The organism is Brachyspira sp. SAP_772 (assembly GCF_009755885.1).
Classification (GTDB): Bacteria; Spirochaetota; Brachyspiria; order Brachyspirales; family Brachyspiraceae; genus Brachyspira.
In genome coordinates this window covers 1,048,286-1,067,090 of record NZ_VYIX01000001.1, presented here as the reverse complement: position 1 = coordinate 1,067,090, position 18,805 = coordinate 1,048,286, and the positions used below count along the sequence as shown (strand labels likewise).

The 18,805-nt window shown below is 29.2% G+C and carries 18 protein-coding genes and 2 tRNA genes; 7 read left to right on the top strand and 13 right to left on the bottom strand.

Annotation, left to right across the window (positions count from 1 at the left end):
* Positions 1–62 precede the first annotated feature (62 nt).
* The 3 genes from GQX97_RS04600 to GQX97_RS04590 all read right to left on the bottom strand — a co-directional run bounded on the left by GQX97_RS04600 (position 63) and on the right by GQX97_RS04590 (position 5,537).
* A complete protein-coding gene (locus GQX97_RS04600; protein WP_157150762.1) occupies positions 63–2,828 on the bottom strand; it encodes a hypothetical protein in 2,766 nt (921 codons plus the stop codon).
* 221 nt (positions 2,829–3,049) lie between these two features.
* Positions 3,050–4,687, bottom strand: coding sequence for a hypothetical protein (locus GQX97_RS04595; protein ID WP_157150761.1), 1,638 nt, complete (start codon positions 4,685–4,687; stop codon positions 3,050–3,052).
* A gap of 25 nt (positions 4,688–4,712) precedes the next feature.
* A complete protein-coding gene (locus GQX97_RS04590) occupies positions 4,713–5,537 on the bottom strand; it encodes a hypothetical protein (protein ID WP_157150760.1) in 825 nt (274 codons plus the stop codon).
* A gap of 371 nt (positions 5,538–5,908) precedes the next feature.
* Here GQX97_RS04590 and GQX97_RS04585 point away from each other — a divergent pair, with 371 nt between their 5' ends.
* A complete protein-coding gene (locus GQX97_RS04585) occupies positions 5,909–6,316 on the top strand; it encodes a YbaB/EbfC family nucleoid-associated protein (protein WP_157150759.1) in 408 nt (135 codons plus the stop codon).
* Positions 6,313–6,921, top strand: coding sequence for a recombination mediator RecR (recR, locus tag GQX97_RS04580; protein ID WP_157150758.1), 609 nt, complete (start codon positions 6,313–6,315; stop codon positions 6,919–6,921). Before GQX97_RS04585 ends, recR begins: the two co-directional genes overlap by 4 nt.
* A gap of 254 nt (positions 6,922–7,175) precedes the next feature.
* On the opposite strand, the gene selB is transcribed toward recR, so the two are convergent.
* The 5 genes from selB to GQX97_RS04555 form a co-directional block, all read right to left on the bottom strand.
* Positions 7,176–8,978 (bottom strand): selenocysteine-specific translation elongation factor, encoded by a 1,803-nt coding sequence (gene selB / locus GQX97_RS04575; protein WP_157150757.1) that lies wholly within the window; start codon positions 8,976–8,978, stop codon positions 7,176–7,178.
* A gap of 63 nt (positions 8,979–9,041) precedes the next feature.
* The gene (gene selA / locus GQX97_RS04570; RefSeq protein WP_157150756.1) at positions 9,042–10,388 is read right to left on the bottom strand and encodes an L-seryl-tRNA(Sec) selenium transferase; all 1,347 of its coding nucleotides are present in this window, start codon (positions 10,386–10,388) and stop codon (positions 9,042–9,044) included.
* Between the two features lie 105 nt (positions 10,389–10,493).
* A tRNA-Sec gene (locus tag GQX97_RS04565) sits at positions 10,494–10,583 on the bottom strand.
* Positions 10,584–10,646: 63 nt separating this feature from the next.
* A complete protein-coding gene (locus GQX97_RS04560) occupies positions 10,647–10,970 on the bottom strand; it encodes an STAS domain-containing protein (RefSeq protein ID WP_157150755.1) in 324 nt (107 codons plus the stop codon).
* Positions 10,971–11,005: 35 nt separating this feature from the next.
* A tRNA-Tyr gene (locus tag GQX97_RS04555) sits at positions 11,006–11,088 on the bottom strand.
* A 371-nt stretch (positions 11,089–11,459) separates the two neighbouring features.
* Between GQX97_RS04555 and GQX97_RS15055 the strand changes: the two genes are divergently transcribed.
* Positions 11,460–11,585 carry a hypothetical protein gene (locus tag GQX97_RS15055; RefSeq protein ID WP_255447208.1) on the top strand — a complete coding sequence of 42 codons (126 nt, stop codon included), beginning with the start codon at positions 11,460–11,462 and terminating at the stop codon, positions 11,583–11,585.
* Positions 11,582–13,078, top strand: coding sequence for a sodium:solute symporter (locus tag GQX97_RS04550; RefSeq protein WP_157150754.1), 1,497 nt, complete (start codon positions 11,582–11,584; stop codon positions 13,076–13,078). The genes GQX97_RS15055 and GQX97_RS04550 overlap by 4 nt, the downstream gene beginning before the upstream one ends.
* Positions 13,079–13,095: 17 nt before the next feature.
* Here the strand turns inward: GQX97_RS04550 and GQX97_RS04545 are convergent, their stop codons facing one another.
* From GQX97_RS04545 to GQX97_RS04530, 4 genes are read right to left on the bottom strand one after another with little or no spacing between them, the layout of a single operon-like run.
* The gene (locus tag GQX97_RS04545) at positions 13,096–13,650 is read right to left on the bottom strand and encodes a GNAT family N-acetyltransferase (RefSeq protein WP_157150753.1); all 555 of its coding nucleotides are present in this window, start codon (positions 13,648–13,650) and stop codon (positions 13,096–13,098) included.
* Complete coding sequence (locus tag GQX97_RS04540; RefSeq protein WP_157150752.1) at positions 13,647–14,171, bottom strand: methylated-DNA--[protein]-cysteine S-methyltransferase; 525 nt, start codon at positions 14,169–14,171, stop codon at positions 13,647–13,649. Before GQX97_RS04540 ends, GQX97_RS04545 begins: the two co-directional genes overlap by 4 nt.
* Positions 14,168–14,809: an isochorismatase family protein gene (locus GQX97_RS04535; protein ID WP_157150751.1), complete on the bottom strand. Its 642-nt coding sequence runs from the start codon at positions 14,807–14,809 to the stop codon at positions 14,168–14,170. The genes GQX97_RS04540 and GQX97_RS04535 overlap by 4 nt, the downstream gene beginning before the upstream one ends.
* Before the next feature lie 22 nt (positions 14,810–14,831).
* A complete protein-coding gene (locus GQX97_RS04530; protein WP_157150750.1) occupies positions 14,832–15,404 on the bottom strand; it encodes an HD domain-containing protein in 573 nt (190 codons plus the stop codon).
* 191 nt (positions 15,405–15,595) lie between these two features.
* Here GQX97_RS04530 and gltX point away from each other — a divergent pair, with 191 nt between their 5' ends.
* Positions 15,596–17,041, top strand: a complete 1,446-nt coding sequence (gene gltX / locus GQX97_RS04525) for a glutamate--tRNA ligase (protein ID WP_157150749.1) — start codon at positions 15,596–15,598, stop codon at positions 17,039–17,041.
* Positions 17,042–17,055: 14 nt separating this feature from the next.
* Positions 17,056–17,445 carry a response regulator gene (locus tag GQX97_RS04520; protein ID WP_157150748.1) on the top strand — a complete coding sequence of 130 codons (390 nt, stop codon included), beginning with the start codon at positions 17,056–17,058 and terminating at the stop codon, positions 17,443–17,445.
* Positions 17,446–17,548: 103 nt separating this feature from the next.
* On the opposite strand, the gene GQX97_RS15050 is transcribed toward GQX97_RS04520, so the two are convergent.
* Positions 17,549–17,677: a hypothetical protein gene (locus GQX97_RS15050; protein ID WP_255447207.1), complete on the bottom strand. Its 129-nt coding sequence runs from the start codon at positions 17,675–17,677 to the stop codon at positions 17,549–17,551.
* A gap of 129 nt (positions 17,678–17,806) precedes the next feature.
* On the opposite strand from GQX97_RS15050, the gene GQX97_RS04515 reads away from it, so the two are divergent.
* Complete coding sequence (locus GQX97_RS04515) at positions 17,807–18,760, top strand: hypothetical protein (protein WP_157150747.1); 954 nt, start codon at positions 17,807–17,809, stop codon at positions 18,758–18,760.
* Positions 18,761–18,805: the final 45 nt, after the last annotated feature.

The window sequence follows — 18,805 nt, the reverse complement described above, 5'->3', positions numbered from 1 at the left end:
TTATTCTTTTTTTATTAAAAAGCAGAAGGGATTTTTTAATACCCTTTCTGCTTAATTATCAATTATTTTTGTAATATGTATGGATCTCCATAATCTCCGCTATTTATAATGTGGTCTGCAGTGGCTAAAGAGCCTGTTGAAACATATAAATTAACATCTTTATTTTCTACCTTTACTCCCCAATAACGGCTAAATCCTAATAGTTTTTCACGATCCTTATAAGCTGATAATAAATGATTACCTGATTTTACTTTTGAAAAATCATACGTAGTGTCAAGTTTACCATTTACATAATATTCTACAACTTTTCCAGTAGAGTCAAATTTATAAGTATCTCCATTTGGACGTTTATATGTTTTTCCTTTAACTACATCATAAATATAAGGACCGGGGTCTTGATAATTATAATATCCAACAACTGAGTTAGCTTTACTTAAAGCTATAGGGCTTAAAGAATCTATACTAAACTCTACAATTACTATTTGATCATTACTATCATTATATTTATATTTTCCTCTTGTATCATTTACCTTCTCATAACCATAAAACTCTATCTTTGAAGTTGATACAACTTGATCAGTATACCAATCTATTTGCTCATAAGTGAGGGTAGCTCCGCCTGAAGAGAATGTATATCTTTCTAATTTTGTACTGTCAGAAGTATTTCTCATTGCAAATACTTTGCCTGCTACAGCATTTAAGAAACTATCTTCTATTAATGAACCACTTCCAAATAAAGCCTTCCATCCATAAGCACCATCTCTAAGTATATGATCAGCAGCTGCTAAAGAGCCTGTTGACATTTCTAATGTATTTCCTTGAGAAGTTACTCTCAAAGCCCAATATCTAGGAAATAGAGTATCTTGCTGTTTATATGCTGCTTTGAAATATTCTGAATCTGTTTTACTATAATCATATTTTATAGTTTCTCCGCTTGCATATGTGAATGTTAAAAGCTTGCCGTCAGAACTAAAATTATATTTATAACTTTTATCTTCAGCTATATATTCATTTCCTCTAACTATATCTAAGAAGAATGGACCTTTATCTTCAGCTGTATAATCACCCAATGAATTAGAGTTCTCATCATATATCATATTAGAATCAGTTCCCAAAGATATAATGATATTTTTTCCATTTGATGAATAAGTCGCTTTTGTTCCATTTACACTTACTAAATTGTATGTTGTAGAAACATCTTCTTGTTTGTATACCATCTCAGTATAAGTAAGTACAGTTGCATTTTCATTAAATATATATTTATTAGCATTCAAACTCTTTCCATTTCCGCTGTCAGGCTGTGTGTAATCTCTATAAAAATAAGTTTTTCCGCCCACAGTTGAAACAAACTTACTAGGTGTAGTAGTATCATCTATAAATGCTTCATAATCATTTAATTCACCTGCCATAGCAGTAGTAGTATCAACGTTTGCATAGTTTGCTGAAGCTGATATTCTGCCGTCTTTTTTTCCGTTATGTTCACTTAATCTTAATCCCCAGAATACATTTTCAGCTTTAGAATATGCTGCTTTAGAGTCAGAAGATTGTTCTGCAAAGTTATATGTTTCAACTTTTCCATTTTCAGTATATGTTAATGAAGTACCATCATCACTAAACTCGTATGTGCGGTTTTCACTGCTGTTTTTAAATGTTTTACCAGCAACTCTATATATAAAGTCTGGACCATTATCTTGATAGTCTATTATATATTCTCTGTTAGCATCTTTTATTATATCATATGCACCAATTCCAGTTATAGTTACATCACCATATTTTAAAGATGTAGTGCCTACTACTTCAGAATAAGAAAGTTCATTGTTAACTGTCTCACCATCATAGAAATTGTTAACTGTGAATGTTACTTTTTTACCATCATCAGAAAACTTATATGTGTATAAATCTAATCCTTCTCTAATAGAATAAGTTTTACCTTTTAACTGATCAATTATAGTTTGAGGGTCTATATTTCCTATTTCTTGTTCAATATAATATGGAGAGCGTCCTGCACTATTAGCATCGTCATATCCTGCTACATTTCTGTTTGCATCATGTACTTGAGGGAAATAATTCTTTGCATTCATAATCATTTCTTCTTTATATTCTTCATATAAAGTTAAAGTTAAAGAATCTTCTGTTTGATTATAACTAATAAAACCAATAGGGTCATATTCATAAAATTTTCTTTTTTCTCCATACTCTTCAACAGGTTTAGACTCTGTTGCATATTGTTGACCTGATTCTGTTTTAGTGATTTTAGCATAGGCGAATACTAGTTTTGAATGAGTATCAATAGCTATTAAATAATTATTGATTGTAAAAAATTCTGTATTTCCTTCAAGTCTATAGAATAAAAATCTTTTCATTTTTGTAGATTGATTGTAACTTCCCATAGAATCAACTAGAGGGTTTTTAAAATCATATCTGTAAAAAATTGCGGGGTTTATTGCATAAGTTTGTGCTTTATTTTCATCATCTGTTCCGTCGAAATAGTATTCTGAAGTGAGGCTGTTTTTTAATTCCCATTTTTTAGGATCTTTTTTGTAGAATTTATATGTTGGCACATTACTTTCATTGAAACTTACACCAAATAAAAACTCTGATATTTTATTTCCATCAAACTTATAATTAATATCATTCCACTCTCCATTTTCAAAAGGGTCTTCTTCTTGAGGTACATTTTCATCTCCCTCAATATTGGAAGGGGGATTGCTGTTGCCAGAATCTAAAGAGCCTGATTCTGGATTGGTAGCACTATAACGCTTTGCACATGATGTGAAGAGTAAACTAACTGTTATTAACAATATCAATATAATTTGTAGTTTTTTCATAAATAATCCTTGTTTAAATTTATAAGTTTATAAATTAATTTAATTAAAGGCGAGTGAAAAAATTATAGATTCAAAGTATAATTACATAAACCTCTTCACAACTAGAATCATTACTCTTTTGTCACTCTTTTGTATTTTTCTTAAATATGCATATCTTTTATATTTTCAAAATAAAAATGGGCAAAGATATAAAACTATATTTTCCTCTGCCCATTTTAATATTATTGAACCTTATTAAATTTTAATTTAAATCTTAACTCAACAGTATCATTAAGACCTGTAGCCCCATTTCCGCATTTATTATTTTGAGGACCGTCATTACCATCTACAGTTATAATAAAGTCTACTTCCTGTCCTTCAGATAAACCATTATTACCTTCAAATGTAGCACTTATTAATCTATTACCGTAATCATCTGCTCCATTACTTGCATCATAAGTAAATTTATTACTATTATAATCATAGTAAACAGAAACTCTTATTTTATTATTTTCACAGTATTTATAAGGCCATTCTATTTGAGTAACATTCCACATAGGTTCATCAAATTTTACTAAATCGAAATAGAAATCCATACGTATTTTATTTTTATCTTCTTCATAATATTCTATTTCATAAGTTTTATCAGTAGCTATAGTTTTAGAACCGCCTACACTGATTTTGTATTTCTCATCATTTCTGCTTCCTGCAGATCCAAATATAGCACCTAAACCAGCATCAACTGTACCAACCTCTTCTGGGAATACTGAACCAATTGTTTCAACAGCAGGTACATCATTATCTTCATTATAAGCAGCCATTTTAAATCTATATTGGAAGTGAGCATAATTAAATACCTTTTCTATGTCTCCTTGACCCCATGTAAAACTAAGTGCATATCTGTTAGCTGATTTAGCACTTATATTTTTTATACTAACCTGACTTACTGTAATGTTCATTTTATTAACAGGTCTATTATCAACAACCTTTTTCATAGGCATGTATGGAGAACGTCCGGGCTTACCATAATCTGCTATTGCTCTATTAGTATCACCAAATTCTCCATTAAATTGAGGTGCATATTTCTTATTACCTATAGAATCCCAACACCATTTATATATTTCTATAGTACCATCTTGTTTAACTATACCAACAGGGTCATACTCATAAAAATATTTTAACCCATCAACAGCAAAGCTTTCTTTACTATTATTAAATGCATTAGCTTCATATCCTAATTCTACAGGTCCCCAAGCATCAGGAGCCGGTATACCAGCAATTTTTTTCCAATATGTAGGAACTCCAAAAGCAAATACTAATTTAGAATATCTGTCTATTGCTATCAAATAATTATCTGTATCCTGACCTGAGGCAGTAGCTGTAAATCTATAGAAATAGAATCTCTTCATTCTCTCACTTTCATTATATTTGTTTCCTTGAAAATGAGGATTCATTGATTTATATAGATAATACTTAACACTTGTCATAGTAACGCCTCCGCCTGTTGTATTATCTCCGTTATAATAATATTCATTTACAGAAGGATTAGAAGGCAACCAAGCAGATTTTTTTACTAGTTTGTAAGTAGGCTGAGTGTTGTCATTAAAAGATGCTACTATAACATACTCATCAAAATTCATATCAAAACGATAACTAGGATTATTCCATTCTCCTGTTATAAAAGGGTCTTCCTCAGGAAGTAACTCTTCTTCTTCTCCAAAATCCATATCAGGAGGAAGCTCAAAATCTCCATTATTACCACTGCTAGAAGATTGGTCAGTTTTACCGTAATAATATTTAGGATTGAAAGCACGGCTTCCGCAAGAAGAAAAAATAAGTGATATTCCTAATAATAATATAAATAAGTTAATTTTTTTCATATATTTTACCTCAATTTAATTGTTTTTATCCTTTGAATGCCAATCCTAAAGTTAATCCGAAATCTAGAGAATTAATATAGTAAGAAGACAAACGAGTTTCTACAGAGAAATTAGGTCTTACACCTTGTAATAACTTTAATAAACTGTCAGGCATTGTTATATATCCAGGAGAATATAGATTGAATCTAGTATATGCTCCTAATATTACTTCCACTCTGTCATTTACAGGCTGATTGTATTCTAAAGAAAATTTTATGCTAAGCATTAATGGGTTCATATTTTTTATCATAAAGTCTGTTACTATTATTTCACCAACTTCAGGAGTTAAAACTGTGCTATCATCAGCGTAAGCTAAATATTCAGGTGATAAATCTGCTATTAATTTACCTCCAACTTGAAGCCCTAAAGCCAATCTGCTATTTAAAAAATAAGCTTTAGTGCCAACTCCAAAGCTAACTACAGGAGCATAACTAACATTAATATACATTGCCACTGTTGAAGTTATTCCTCCAGATGTAAATGTATTTCCAGCAACCTGACCAGCAAATCCATTACCAACACCAATAGAAGCATATAAACTCATACCGCTGAATTTAGAAGGATCCATTCCATTAAACCATCTTTCAGAACCAAATAAATATCCAAGCTCAGCCTCTCCGTCCATAGTGTATCCTACAGAACCTTTCATGTATGCCGCACCTAATTTATCTAAATCTGATGCACTAATAGATGGTAACGTAGCAGTACCGTTGAAATTAGCTCTTAATCCCCATACAAATCCTTCATCGAAGGAATAAAGATTTAATGCTATAACAAAAAATATTATAATAAAATTTATTTTCTTTCTCATTTATAAACTCCATTTATTGCCTTATCTATATATAAAAAGCATATAGTATATTTAATTTAAGTAAATATACATAATACGATTTTTGTCGAAAAATTTTATTAAATACATATATTTTTTATTAAAATGATACATTTTATACATATTTTACTACATTATTTTATTTTTGTATATTAATTTTTGTACATTTTTTAATAAATGTCTATATATTATCGTAATTCTAAAAATTTACTTCTTAATAAAAAGCAGAAAATAAATAATGACAGTATTTAATTAACATAATATAGATAACATAATATAATTATAATATTGATTAATTATAAAAAACAATATATTATAAAAAATAATGCTATTTTCAGGAGTTTTTTTATATTATGAGTGATAATTCTATAAAATATAGTTCACCCGGCAATTTAATTTCATTTGAAATTAATAAAAATTATACTATATCAAATTTTAATGTAGATGAAAGCCTTTTAGATAAGAGTCAAAAAGAGCTTTTAGAAGAGATGATTATATCCAGCATGAATGATGCTATTTCTAAAGTAAAAGATTTGAATGTTGATGAAAATAAACATGATAATTATAAAAATCCTTTTAATGCTCTTAATATGAAGGATATGGATAAGGCATTTGCTGATATAACAAAAATGACTACAATAAAATATGATGAAAATGGCAAACCAATTATCAATATATCATTAGATGCAATAAATCCAGATATTATATCTAGAATGAATGATATTATCAACAACAATAACGAAGATAAGGATAAAAATTGAGCGGTATTGATTCTTTAGACAAGCTTACACAGATGATAGCTAGGCTTCCGGGTATAGGTGGAAGGAGTGCTATGCGTATTGCTTTGTATTTATTTGACAGTGATGATGAATATTTAAGTGAGTTATCTAATTCTATTTTGTCACTGCATAAAAATATAAAGCTTTGCAGGGAATGTTATTCTTTGAGTGAGAATGATGTTTGTAATATATGTGCAAGTGATAAAAGAGACAGAACAAAGTTATGCGTAGTAGAGTCTTATACAGATATGATTGCTATTGAAAAAACGGAAGAATATACTGGGCTTTATCATGTTTTGGGCGGATTAATAGAGCCTCTTAAAGGAATAGGCATTTCAGATATAAGAATAAAAGAGTTAATAGATAGAGTTAAGGCTAACAGCTCAATAGAAGAAGTTATTATAGCATTTGGGGCTTCATTAGAGGCAGATACTACAGCATCATATATAAATAAAACTTTAAGAAATAATAATTTTGATAAAAAAATAAGCCGTATTACATATGGTATATCATTAGCAAGCAATATTGAAAATGCTGATTCACGTTCATTAGCAAGAAGCATTGCAGACAGAGTGGTTATGCAGTAGAGTAGTATATAGTAAAAATTTTAAGTTTATTGAAATCTGTTTTTTATTTTAATCATTTTCGGGGACTAGCCCCCTGCGAAGCATGCCATTAGGGTACACGCCCCCGCTTCTTTTGCGACTGAAAGGAGTCCTTCAGGGCGACCGAAGGAAGTACCTGCGACCGTAGGAAGTACCTTTAGGTATGGGTACGAAGGCGGGAAAAGTTGAATAAAATAAACTTATTGACAAAATATATTTTTTCAGCATTTAATCAATTAAAGTACTATTCTGTCATTGCCTTGTCTTTTTACCAACTTTTCTCTCTCCAAAGCATTTAATATTGGTATAGTATATTTTCTCGATAATCCTGTTCTCTCTTTAACTAATGCTATAGTAATAACATCATTTTTTTTAGTGTTTTTCATTATTAGGCTTTTTACTCTGTTATAAACTTCTGTGTGATAATATAAGCCTTCATCAAGATATGTAGCATATTTTAATGCTGTTAGTGTTTTTATATCTTTTATTCCATTATTAAGAGTTTTTATGATTTTTTCATCTAATCCATTTAAGTCTTCTTTTTTTAATTTGTCAATAAGCATTTTTTGTGAATTAGTAAGCTCTACTGTATCAACATATTTTTTATATATATTATTGTCTAATGACATTATAATTTTATTTTCTAGTAAATAATCAATAAAAGGTTTTGTAAATGAAGTCTCTATATTAAGATAATTTTTTATATCTTCAAAAGAAAATCCATCTTTTTTAACTTCTATTAATTTTTTTATTCTTTCAGTTGCTTCTTTTAGATAATCTTTTTTTACAAAATAGTTAGCAAGTTTTATAGCATATTCAGGCATATTTCCTCTAGCTAAACTATATCCATTAACACTCATTACCAAATCGGTATATTTTTTTCTCTCTATTTTTCCTAAGAAATCTGAAGCATTATCCATAATATTTTTTCTAATAAATGGAGTAGTTTTATCTCCCCAAAATACATCACCCGTACCGATTATAGCACTTCCTCCATGGCTAATAAGTATTCCTCTCTCTTTCCAAAATACTGCTATAGGTTCATCAAATTTTAATCTTATAAATCTTCTATCTATTTCTTTGCTGTCGTCTCTTTTGTCATTATTATCTTGTTTTTTATATAGCGGTATAATATGAGCTACTAAACATTCTGTGCCAATTGCAAACTCAGCATTTTTTATCTTTCTCAAATAATCAACATCACTATTTTCAACTAGTTCAAGTATTATTTCATCTGTTAGAAAAACATTCTCTTCTTTAGAGCATAATAAATGTCCCCTTCTTATCTCTTCTTTTTTTATGTTTTTTAAATTTAAAGCAACCCTCGAAGTAGAATGCACAATTTCTCTGTCTTGATGATATGACTGAATATTTCTTATGGATACTTCTTTTTTGCTAGGGTAGTGTATGAGAGTATCATCTCTTTTAATGTCGCCGCCTTTAATACTTCCTGTAATTGTAAGCCCCGCACCTTTTATAGAAAATACCCTATCTACATAAATATGAGTTTTTATCTCTTCTTTTGTTTTATCATTTATTAATATATTTGTAACTCTTTCTTTTAATAAATCTATATTAGTGCCATTTAAAGCAGATACTTTTATTGTTTCTATATCTCTTTGAAATATTCTATGTAAGTTTTTTTTAATGCTCTCTTCAGATTCTTTTAATTTATTATTATCAACAAGGTCTATTTTATTTATTACGCATACAATATTTTTTATCCCCAATGCCAAAGCAACTTTAGCATGCTCCTCTGTCATATTCATCCAACCTTCATTGGCACATACAACAAGCATAACTAAATCCAAACTCCACATCCCCGCAACCATATTTCTAATAAATCTCTCGTGTCCAGGAACATCTATTACCCCAATAGTAATATCATCATTAGGCTTAAAAAATCCAAACCCCAAATCAATAGTCATCTCTCTTTTCTTCTCTTCAGGTAAACGCATCATCGTAATACCCGTTAAAGCTTTGATTAATTCTGATTTACCATGATCAACATGCCCAGCAGTTCCTATAATTTTATTCATTAACATTTCCTTAAATTAAAAATTATTCGCCCTAATTAATTTTATTAAACTAATATTTTATTATTATAAATATTCTTTTTCTATATGCTTTAACACATTGTATACATACTCAATATCTCTCTCTTCTATTGTTAAAACATATAATAATACATAGTCTTTTTTTATCTTTGATATAATAGGAGTATCCAAATTATGCAAATATTTTATAGTCTCTTTAATGTTTTTAGGCTTAAAGCTTATAGCATAAGAACTGTAGAAAGTATCAGCCATAGCACCGCCTCCAGTCTCTACATATTCCTTAACTACATCAAAACCCTTTAAATCATTAATAATTCTAAATGCCTTTTGCTTTATAACTTCCTCTCTAATAGATAATAATCTCTCACAATAACCCTTAAATTGTCCCTCGGCATTTAATCTTTTTATAACATTTTTCTCTAATATAGAAAGCACAGTTTTACCGCATCTAAAAGCTCTCATAAGAGGATGCTTGTATATTTTTGCTATATATTCTTTTTTTCCAACTATAATACCAGCCTGCACACTTGAAAACATCTTATCCCCAGAAAAACATACCAAATCAACACCAGCTTTTAATGCCGATTTTATATGATCTTCTTCAGACATACTCTCATCAAATATTCCAGCCCCCTCATCGTAAACTAATGGTATATTGCTTGGTATAGCATCTTTGATTTTTTTAAATGATGGGCTTTTTACAAAACCTCTAATTTTAAAATTAGAAGCATGTACTTTTAATATCATAGCAGTATTTTCTGTTATAGCTTCTTTATAATCATTAACAGTTACTATGTTTGTAGTGCCTATTTCAACGAGTTTAGCACCAGCTTCTCTTAATATATCTGGTATTCTAAAACCGCCTCCTATTTGTACCTGTTCTCCTCTAGATACTATAACTTCTTTTCCTGCAGCAAGTGTCTTTAATGTTAAAAATACAGCAGCAGCATTATTGTTTACAACTAAAGCATCTTCAGCACTTGTGAGTTTGGCTAATAATGTGTATAAAAACTCACCTCTTAAGCCTCTTCCTTCTTTGTTTATATTGTATTCAAGGTTATTGCTGTATATATTTAAGTCTTTTACTTCTTGCCATATATCTTCATCAATAGGAGAACGTCCCAAATTGGTATGCATAATAGTGCCTGTGGCGTTTATTACTCTTTTTATAGGGAGGTTAGATTTTTCTTTTAATCTTGTTTCGCATAATTTAATAATATCTTCTTTGCTGTAATGAGCATTTGGATTGTTTTTTAATTCTGCTCTTAATTTTTCTAATATTTCTCTGATAATATCAGTAACTATAGGACGAGATAAAATTTTATGATATGGTTTAATAGAATTATGTTCCAATACGACATTGGTTTGAACTAAGTTGAAATTGTTATTCAATTTTTAGCCTCCTTTTCTCAATAATAAATATAATATTGCTTAAGAATAAGAGACTATTTTTTAGTAATATAATCATACTATTTATTTTTAATAATCGCTTATTTATCGGAAGAGGCAGGAGTTGAACCTGCCAACGTTGCTATAACGTCCAACGCTTTTGAAGAGCGCGGAGCCCACCGGGACTCATCTACCTCCAAGCTTTTATTAATAATATATTACTTTTTATTTTATGTCAACGATTTATATTTTTTAGTTTAATTAAAGATCTAAATCTTTTACACTTTCTATTTTTGTAATTAAATATGTGAGAAGAAGATTTTTTAATATAGGCTCTACATCAGCATTAAGATTCATCATATATAATTTTATTTTTAATCCTTGAAGATTTTTGTAAAGCTTTAATATTTTTGCTATACCAGCACTATTAATCTCTTTAGTGTTTTTTAAGTCAAGTATTACAATAGGCATTCTAATAGAAGCAGCTTCTTCAGATTCATTAACAAACCTATATATTTCTTCGGAACTACAAAGATTAGCTTCAGGAACTATAGATATATACACATCATTAAACTCTATAGCCATTTGATTAATCCTTTTACTAGAGATAAAAAAGAATGTGGGCAGGGAGGGATTCGCACCCCCGTAGACTCACGTCGACAGATTTACAGTCTGCTGCCATTGACTGCTCGGCCACCTACCCATATCAACTTGAAAATTGATGTTTGCTATATTAACATGAAATAAAAAAAAGTCAAGTCTTTATATCATAATTTCTTAATTTATTTTAATAAATTATTTTTTATTGCATTATTTATTATAAAAAATTAAAAAAATACTTGACAAAAATGCTATTATAGTTTAATGTCAAAATAGATAATTTTTGGAGAGTATAATTTATGCTTCAAGCATCATTCAATAAAATTAAGCATACCCAAATGCTTTACTTCCTTTCTCCAAATCATAAATCTATCAAAACAAAAAAATCTATAAAATTCAGGCGTTAATAAGTCCTATATATTCAAGCATTATTAATCAACATTAGTATTTTAAATTTTTTCAAAGGAGTATGCTATGACAGGTTCATGGGTGATAGACTATTTTTTGTATGGCTGTGTAATTTTAATTGCAGTACCATTAGCAGCATTTTTATATAAAACAGTAAACGATAAAAATAATAGCAAAGGAGATAAAAAATGATACTTGGGAATTGGATTATATTGATACTATCATCTTTAATTTTAATTGGAATTGGTTTTTGGACTCAATTAAAAATAAAAAAAGGAAGTTCTGAAGGTTTCTTGCTTGGTGCAAAATCAATAGGTGCTTTTGTTGGAGCTGGCACATTAATGGCTACTGGTTACAGCGGTTGGGGGTTTATTGGTTCGCCCGGTACTACCTATGCTTATGGTGCTATAGAAATATTTGCTAACTTCTTTTTTGCTCCTGCTATTACTTTTGGTACATTGTTTTTTGCTGGATTTATGAAGAAAAAAGCTGAAGAAGCTGGCGGTTTTACTGTACCAGAATATATTGCTAAAACTCATAATGGAAATAAAACTCAAAAGAGAATAGTTCATGGACTTGGGGGGATTGCTACTTTTGTATTTTTATCTGTATATATAATAGGGCAAATAAGAGCTATAGGTTTAGTAGCATCACAATGGCTTGGTGTATCTGAACATTTAGCTTCTATAATACTTATGATTGTTATTATAATATTTACTGTTCAGGGTGGACTACTTGCTGTTGCTATTACTGATACTATAATGTGTATTGGTATGTTAGTAGCTTCTATAATAGTTTATCTTACAATAGTAAAAGATGTTTCTATGACAGAGCTTATTAATACTGTAGGAGCTATTAAACCAGAGTTTATTAACCCTACAACATCCAATCCTTATGGAGAGGGTAAATATAAAGTATTTTTAGTATTTATATATGCGTTTTTATTCACTACAACATTGCCTTATATGTCTGTGAGATTTTTATCATTCAAAGATAAGATTAATATTCCTGCTATGGCTTTGATAATGGCACCTATGGGTATAATACTAAGTTTAGTTCCAATAGTTGGACTTTATATGTTTTATAAAAATCCTAATCTTCCTAATCCTGACAGTGCTATGCCAGTATTTTTAACTTCATATCTTCCGCCTGCTATTGGAGGAATGATTATATTATTTATATTGTTTGCAATGCTTTCTACAATAAGCTCTGTATTACAAGCATTAGCTTCTTCTCTTTCTCATGATTTATTTGTAGCTTTTACTGATAAAGCAGAAAAAAGCAGCACTATAATAAATAGAATAGGGGTAATATTTACTGGTATTTGGGGACTTGTATTAACTTATATAGCTCCTCAGGGCATGCTCAATCAAATAGCATATATTGGAACAGGAGGACTTATTGCTATGTTTGTTGGACCTATAATGATGAAGCCGTTCATACAGGCTAATATCACTGCTTGCTTACTTTCTATGATTACAGGTTTGGTAACAAGTACTATATTTATATTAAAATTAAATGTTGGTTGGGTAGAGGCTCCTATATATGCTGGTTTATGTGCTTGTTTTGTGTATATAGTTTCTGCTTTGCTAATAAAAGAAAAATCAGAAGAAAAAGAATCTACTAAAGAAAAAACAAATATTGATAATTGTATGGATTCTGTTGCTACTGAAGATGTTGAATAAAATAATTAATGGGAAAATTATATATCATCATTTAATATTGTCATGTGTATATGATCTTCCCATTTATTATTAATTTTTAAATATTTTTTTGCGAGTCCTTCGTATTCAAAACCTAGTCTTCTTGCTAAATCTAATGAAGGTTTATTGTGCGGCATAATGTTTGCTTCTATTCTGTGAAGTTTCAATTCTTTAAATACTATATTTATTGCATATTTTAATGCTTCTGTCATATATCCTTTTTTTATTTCATCTTTGTCTAACTTATACCCAACAGTGCAAGACAAAAAAGAGCCTTTTACTATATTGGCAAAACTAATCATTCCTATAATTCTTTTTCTATCTTCTATTTTAAATAGATAAAATTTAAGCATTCTTGAATTTTTTGTATCATCAATTTCTTTTTTTATAATATTTTTATGCGTATTAAGCTTATAGAATATATCAGGTCTATAAGGGTCAAACTCTCTGAAAAAATCTTTATTTCTATAATAAAAATCAAAAATAGAATTAGCCATTTCAAGATTAGGCTGCACTAAAAGTAATCTGCTTGTGTTATAACTTTTCTTTATCATTTTATTATCTTTAAATTATTTATCTTAAAACCTTCAAGTTTTAATAAATATTCCTTTTTTTCTATTCCCCCAGCATAGCCTGTTAATTTCAAATCTTTAGAAACTACTCTATGGCATGGTATTATAATGGGTATTTTATTTTTACCCTCAGCACTTCCAACTGCCCTAAAAATGCTTCCAGAATTATTAGATATTTTTTTTGCTATATTGGAATATGTTTCTATTTCTCCAAAAGGAATTTTATATGTTTCAATCCATACTTTATATTGAAAATCGCTTCCGTATACTGCTATTGGTATATCGAATATTTTTCTTTTTAATTCAAAATATTCATTTAATTGTTTTTTTGTTTCTTTTATAATGTTTGGTTCTTTATTGGTGCTTATATTATAATTATTTTGAAAAGAAATAGAAGTGATATAATCTTTATAATGAGTTAAATATAAGTTTCCAATAGGGCTTTTATACAAAAACACTTTATCATCATCTATCTGACTATTTTCAAGTCTTATAATATTCACAGATGAACCTTTTTAAGATTAATGTTTTTTGTATTAGAATATAATTCATATACTTTATCTGGGTTCATTGCAGCAGTTGCATATTCTAACACATTTACACTAACTAAATATTCAGCATTAATAGAAGTTACGTACTGAGCTGTATCTCTTGCAGTATAATAAACAGCATAATCCAAAGCAACGCCTACAAAATCTAATATCAACACCTCTTTATTTTCTTTGGCAGCATCTATAAAATCTTTATGCATATAAGAAAATCCAGACACCCCCTCATCATCGGCATCCACACCCTTTTGAACATAAATATAATCTTTCTTCTTTTTTAATTCATCAACAATAGCAGAGCCAAAAGTTCTAGCAACACAATGACGAGGCCAAAGCGTTAAAATATCTTCATCACCTGTTTCTTGGTCTATTACTCTAATTTTGGAAAATGGTTCTTTATTATGAGTGGAAGCAAAAGATATATGATTTGATGGATGCCAATCTTGAGTAGCGATAACAGCATCGTATTCTCCATTTTTTATAAGGTCATTAATTACAGGTATAAGCCCAATTGCACCATTAACAGCCATAGGACCGCCTTCCATATAATCATTTTGCATATCTACTATTGTTAGTATCTTAACCTTACTCATAATGGAAACCTAAAAATTATTTTTAAGATATTTTTTGTAAGCCTATACTCTCTTGTATAGGTTTTAAAGCTTCTATAGTTTCTTTTATTAATTCATCTAATGATATATTAAGTCTCTCAGCACCATTGTTTATAATACTTCTATCAACTTTGGCAGCAAAAGCTTTATCTTTTAATTTTTTCTTAACAGATTTTACTTCCATATCATCTAAACTCTTTGAAGGTCTCACCAAAGCACAAGCCAAAATAAAACCTGCAAGCTCATCTACAGCATATAGAGTTTTTTCCATATTAGTGATAGGCTCTATATCTGTGCATATTCCAAATCCATGACTCTGTATAGCTCTAATAAAACTCTCAGGCAAGCCTTCCCCTTCTAATATCTCTTTTACTTTTATGCAATGCTCATTAGGAAACATTTCATAATCCATATCATGCAAAAAGCCTACCATTGCCCATTCTTCAGCATCTTCATTATATTTATTAGCAAAATATCTCATTACTGCCTCAACTGATAGAGCATGTTTAAATAGAGATGGTTCTTTATTATATTTTTTAAATAATTCTATAGCTTTTTCTCTTTCTATGCTAGCCATTGACAACTCCAAATATGAAAACAATTATATAATATATTGTTCTATTTTTCAATAGAAAATTTTTATATAATAGTAGTTATTTTTATCCATTTTTTATGCGTTTTATGAGTATAAATTTATAATATTATTAATTGATATTTATTTTTTTTATTGTATAATAAGTTAAGTTAATAATTTAAGGATATTTTTTTATGTCAGATATTAGAGTTCGTTTTGCTCCATCTCCGACTGGTTTTTTACATATAGGAAATGCAAGAACAGCGTTATTTAATTGGCTTTATGCTAAATCAATAAAAGGAAAATTAATTTTAAGAATAGAAGATACAGATCAAGAGAGAAGCACAAAAGAAGCCGTTGATATGGCTATCAAATCATTAAAATGGCTTGGGATTGATTGGGACGAGGGTCCTGAAGTTGGCGGAGATTATGGACCGTATTTTCAATCAGAAAGATTAGATATATATAAAAAATACACTGAAAAACTTATGGAAGAGGGTAAGGCATATTATTGTTTTTGTACTTCTGAAGAGTTAGAAAAAAAATCTAATATGCAGAAAACTCTAAATCAGCCTATAATTTATGACGGTAAATGTAAGGATATACCATTAGAAGAGGCTAAGAGAAGAGTTGCTAATGGAGAGCCTGCTAAGATAAGATTTAGAGTGCCTAAAAATCAGCAGATAGTATTTGAAGATTTTGTTAGGGGAGTTGTTAAAACTAATAGCGATGAAATAGGCGACATTATAATTGTTAGAGAGAATGGCTTTCCTACTTACAACTATGCTGTAGTTATAGATGATATGCTTATGAAAATTTCGCATGTTATAAGAGGTGAGGATCATATATCTAATACTCCAAAACAGATACTTATTTATGAGGCATTGGGTGCAGAAGTTCCTAGATTTGCTCATACTTCTTCAATACTTGGCAATGACAGAAAGAAATTATCAAAAAGGCATGGTGCTGCCACTTTAATGGAATATAAAGACGAAGGATTCTTGCCTCAAGCTATGAGAAATTTCCTTGCTTTACTTGGTTGGACTCACCCTGAAGCTATGGAAAATATGAATGATGAAGATATGATTAAAGCTTTCACTTTAGATAGATTTTCTAAGAGTCCTGCTATATTTGATACTGCTAAATTAAGACATTTAAATGCTTGGCATATTAAAAATCTTAGTTTGGAAGAGGCTACAGAATTATTCTTGCCTTATCTTATACAGGGAGGCTTCTTAAAAGAAAATTACACAGAACAAGAATATGCTTGGGCTAAAAAACTTGTTTCTGTTATAAGACATAATTGTGTTGTTTTATCTGATATTGTTAAATATGTTCCTGTATTTTTTGAAAATGATTTTGAGCTTACAGATGAGATGAAAGAGATTGTAAACAAAGAAGAAAGTAAAAATCTTCTTCAATTTATTAAAACTAATATAGAAAATGCTAATGAAATAACTGACCAATATATGAAAGATTTAATAAAACAAGCTCAAAAAGAAACAGGGCTTAAAGGTCCTAATTTGTATCACCCTATAAGATATGTTATAACAGGAAGCAGTGCTGGTACTGAGTTATCGCATATATGTGAACTTTTGGGTAAAGAAAATATTTTATACAGATTATCTAAATATATATAATAGGGGTATGATATATGATTAATGGTAAACCCTTAATACTTGCAGTAGATGATGAAGAGAATATACGTAATCTTATAACCTATACTCTTGAAGCACATGATCTTGAAGTATTAACTGCAGAAAATGGAAAAGTTGCTATAACAATATTAGAACATAATCCTGTTGATGTTATTATTACAGACTTGCTTATGCCTTCTATGACAGGGCTTGCTCTTATTAGAGAGATGAAAAAGAGGAAAAACTCTATACCTATAATAATTATAACGGCTTATGGAAACACAGATATGGTAAAAGAGATTATAGCTGAAGGTGTATTTAGACTTATAGAGAAACCTCTTGATTTTGAAATATTAGTTCCTATAGTAAATGATGCTATAGAGTATAAGAAAAATAATAAGAAATAAATAGTTAAAGAGTAGAGGCTTTAGTTTAACTTAAAACTCAAGCCTTTTTATTTTATGTATTGACATTAGATAATATTAATATATAATAATTTGTATGTGTAATTTAGATATTTTTTACAAGCTCCAAGCTCCAAGCTCCAAGCTCCAAGCTCCAAGCTCCAAGCTCCAAGCTCCAAGCTCCAAGCTCCAAGCTCCAAGCTCCAAGCTCCAAGCTCCAAGCTCCAAGCTCCAAGCTAATTTCTAATAAAAATTTATCAATAAAATATACAATTAATAAACTGCAACATTTCTTTTGGCATTGCAAATATTTTTATTGTCAAAAAATAAAAATTTAATAAATATATTTTTTATGGAGAAAAATATGAAAAAAAAATTTACATCATTAATAATTTTTTTAACTTTATTATTAATTGTTAGCTGTTCAAATAAAACTACAGATCCAAACAACAACAATAATAATAATAATAATAATAATAATAATAACTCACAATCTTTTACAGGTAATTTTACCTTTGGTGCATTTGGACAAGCTTCTGCTTTAGCAATTAATGAAGATGGAAGTATTTATATGAATTTGGAAAACGGTTTATTAACAATAAAAAAAGAAATGGTTACAAAAATATCCGATTCACAGTACCATATAAAAGGAGAAATGCATGTTATAAATTATGATACTTCAACAGCTTCTTTAAAATCATCAATGTCTTTTCAAAATGCCGCTAGTATGAACACTGTAGATGTTATGCTTAATATAGGTGGAGGAAACTTATCTTTATCAGGAAAAGTTAATAATGATAGTGTAACTGCTACTTTAAAAGAAGTAAGCGGATATATGCCTAGTAATTATGCAGGTATATATTATACTTATGATGGTCAAAATCGTTATGGATATGAGGTTAAATCTGATGGAATAGTTTTTAATATAGGACTTCAAAATGATAATGTTATATATTATAAAGGTTATACTGAAAAATTAATAAAAGTATCAGAAAATGAATATATATTAAATATAGACTCTCTAGAAAAAGATGCAATACCGCCTACAGGTACAATAACTCCTGAACAAGTAGAAATTATCATATTAGAAGAAGCTCTGAAATATAATAATATGTCTGTAAAATCTACTTTTAAATTTGACAATAATACCCTTACAGTAACAGGAGGCAGTTTAATAGTTTCTTGTAAAGATCCAACTGCTATGGATGAATATACTAAAAAAGTAGCAGAAGACAGAGCTTATACAAACCAAATTGACTACACATTATTTACATTAAAACCTGATGAATCATCTTCTACAACACTTACTAAAAAATAATAAAAATTATATATAAAATAAAAGGCTTGAGTTTAATTAAAAACT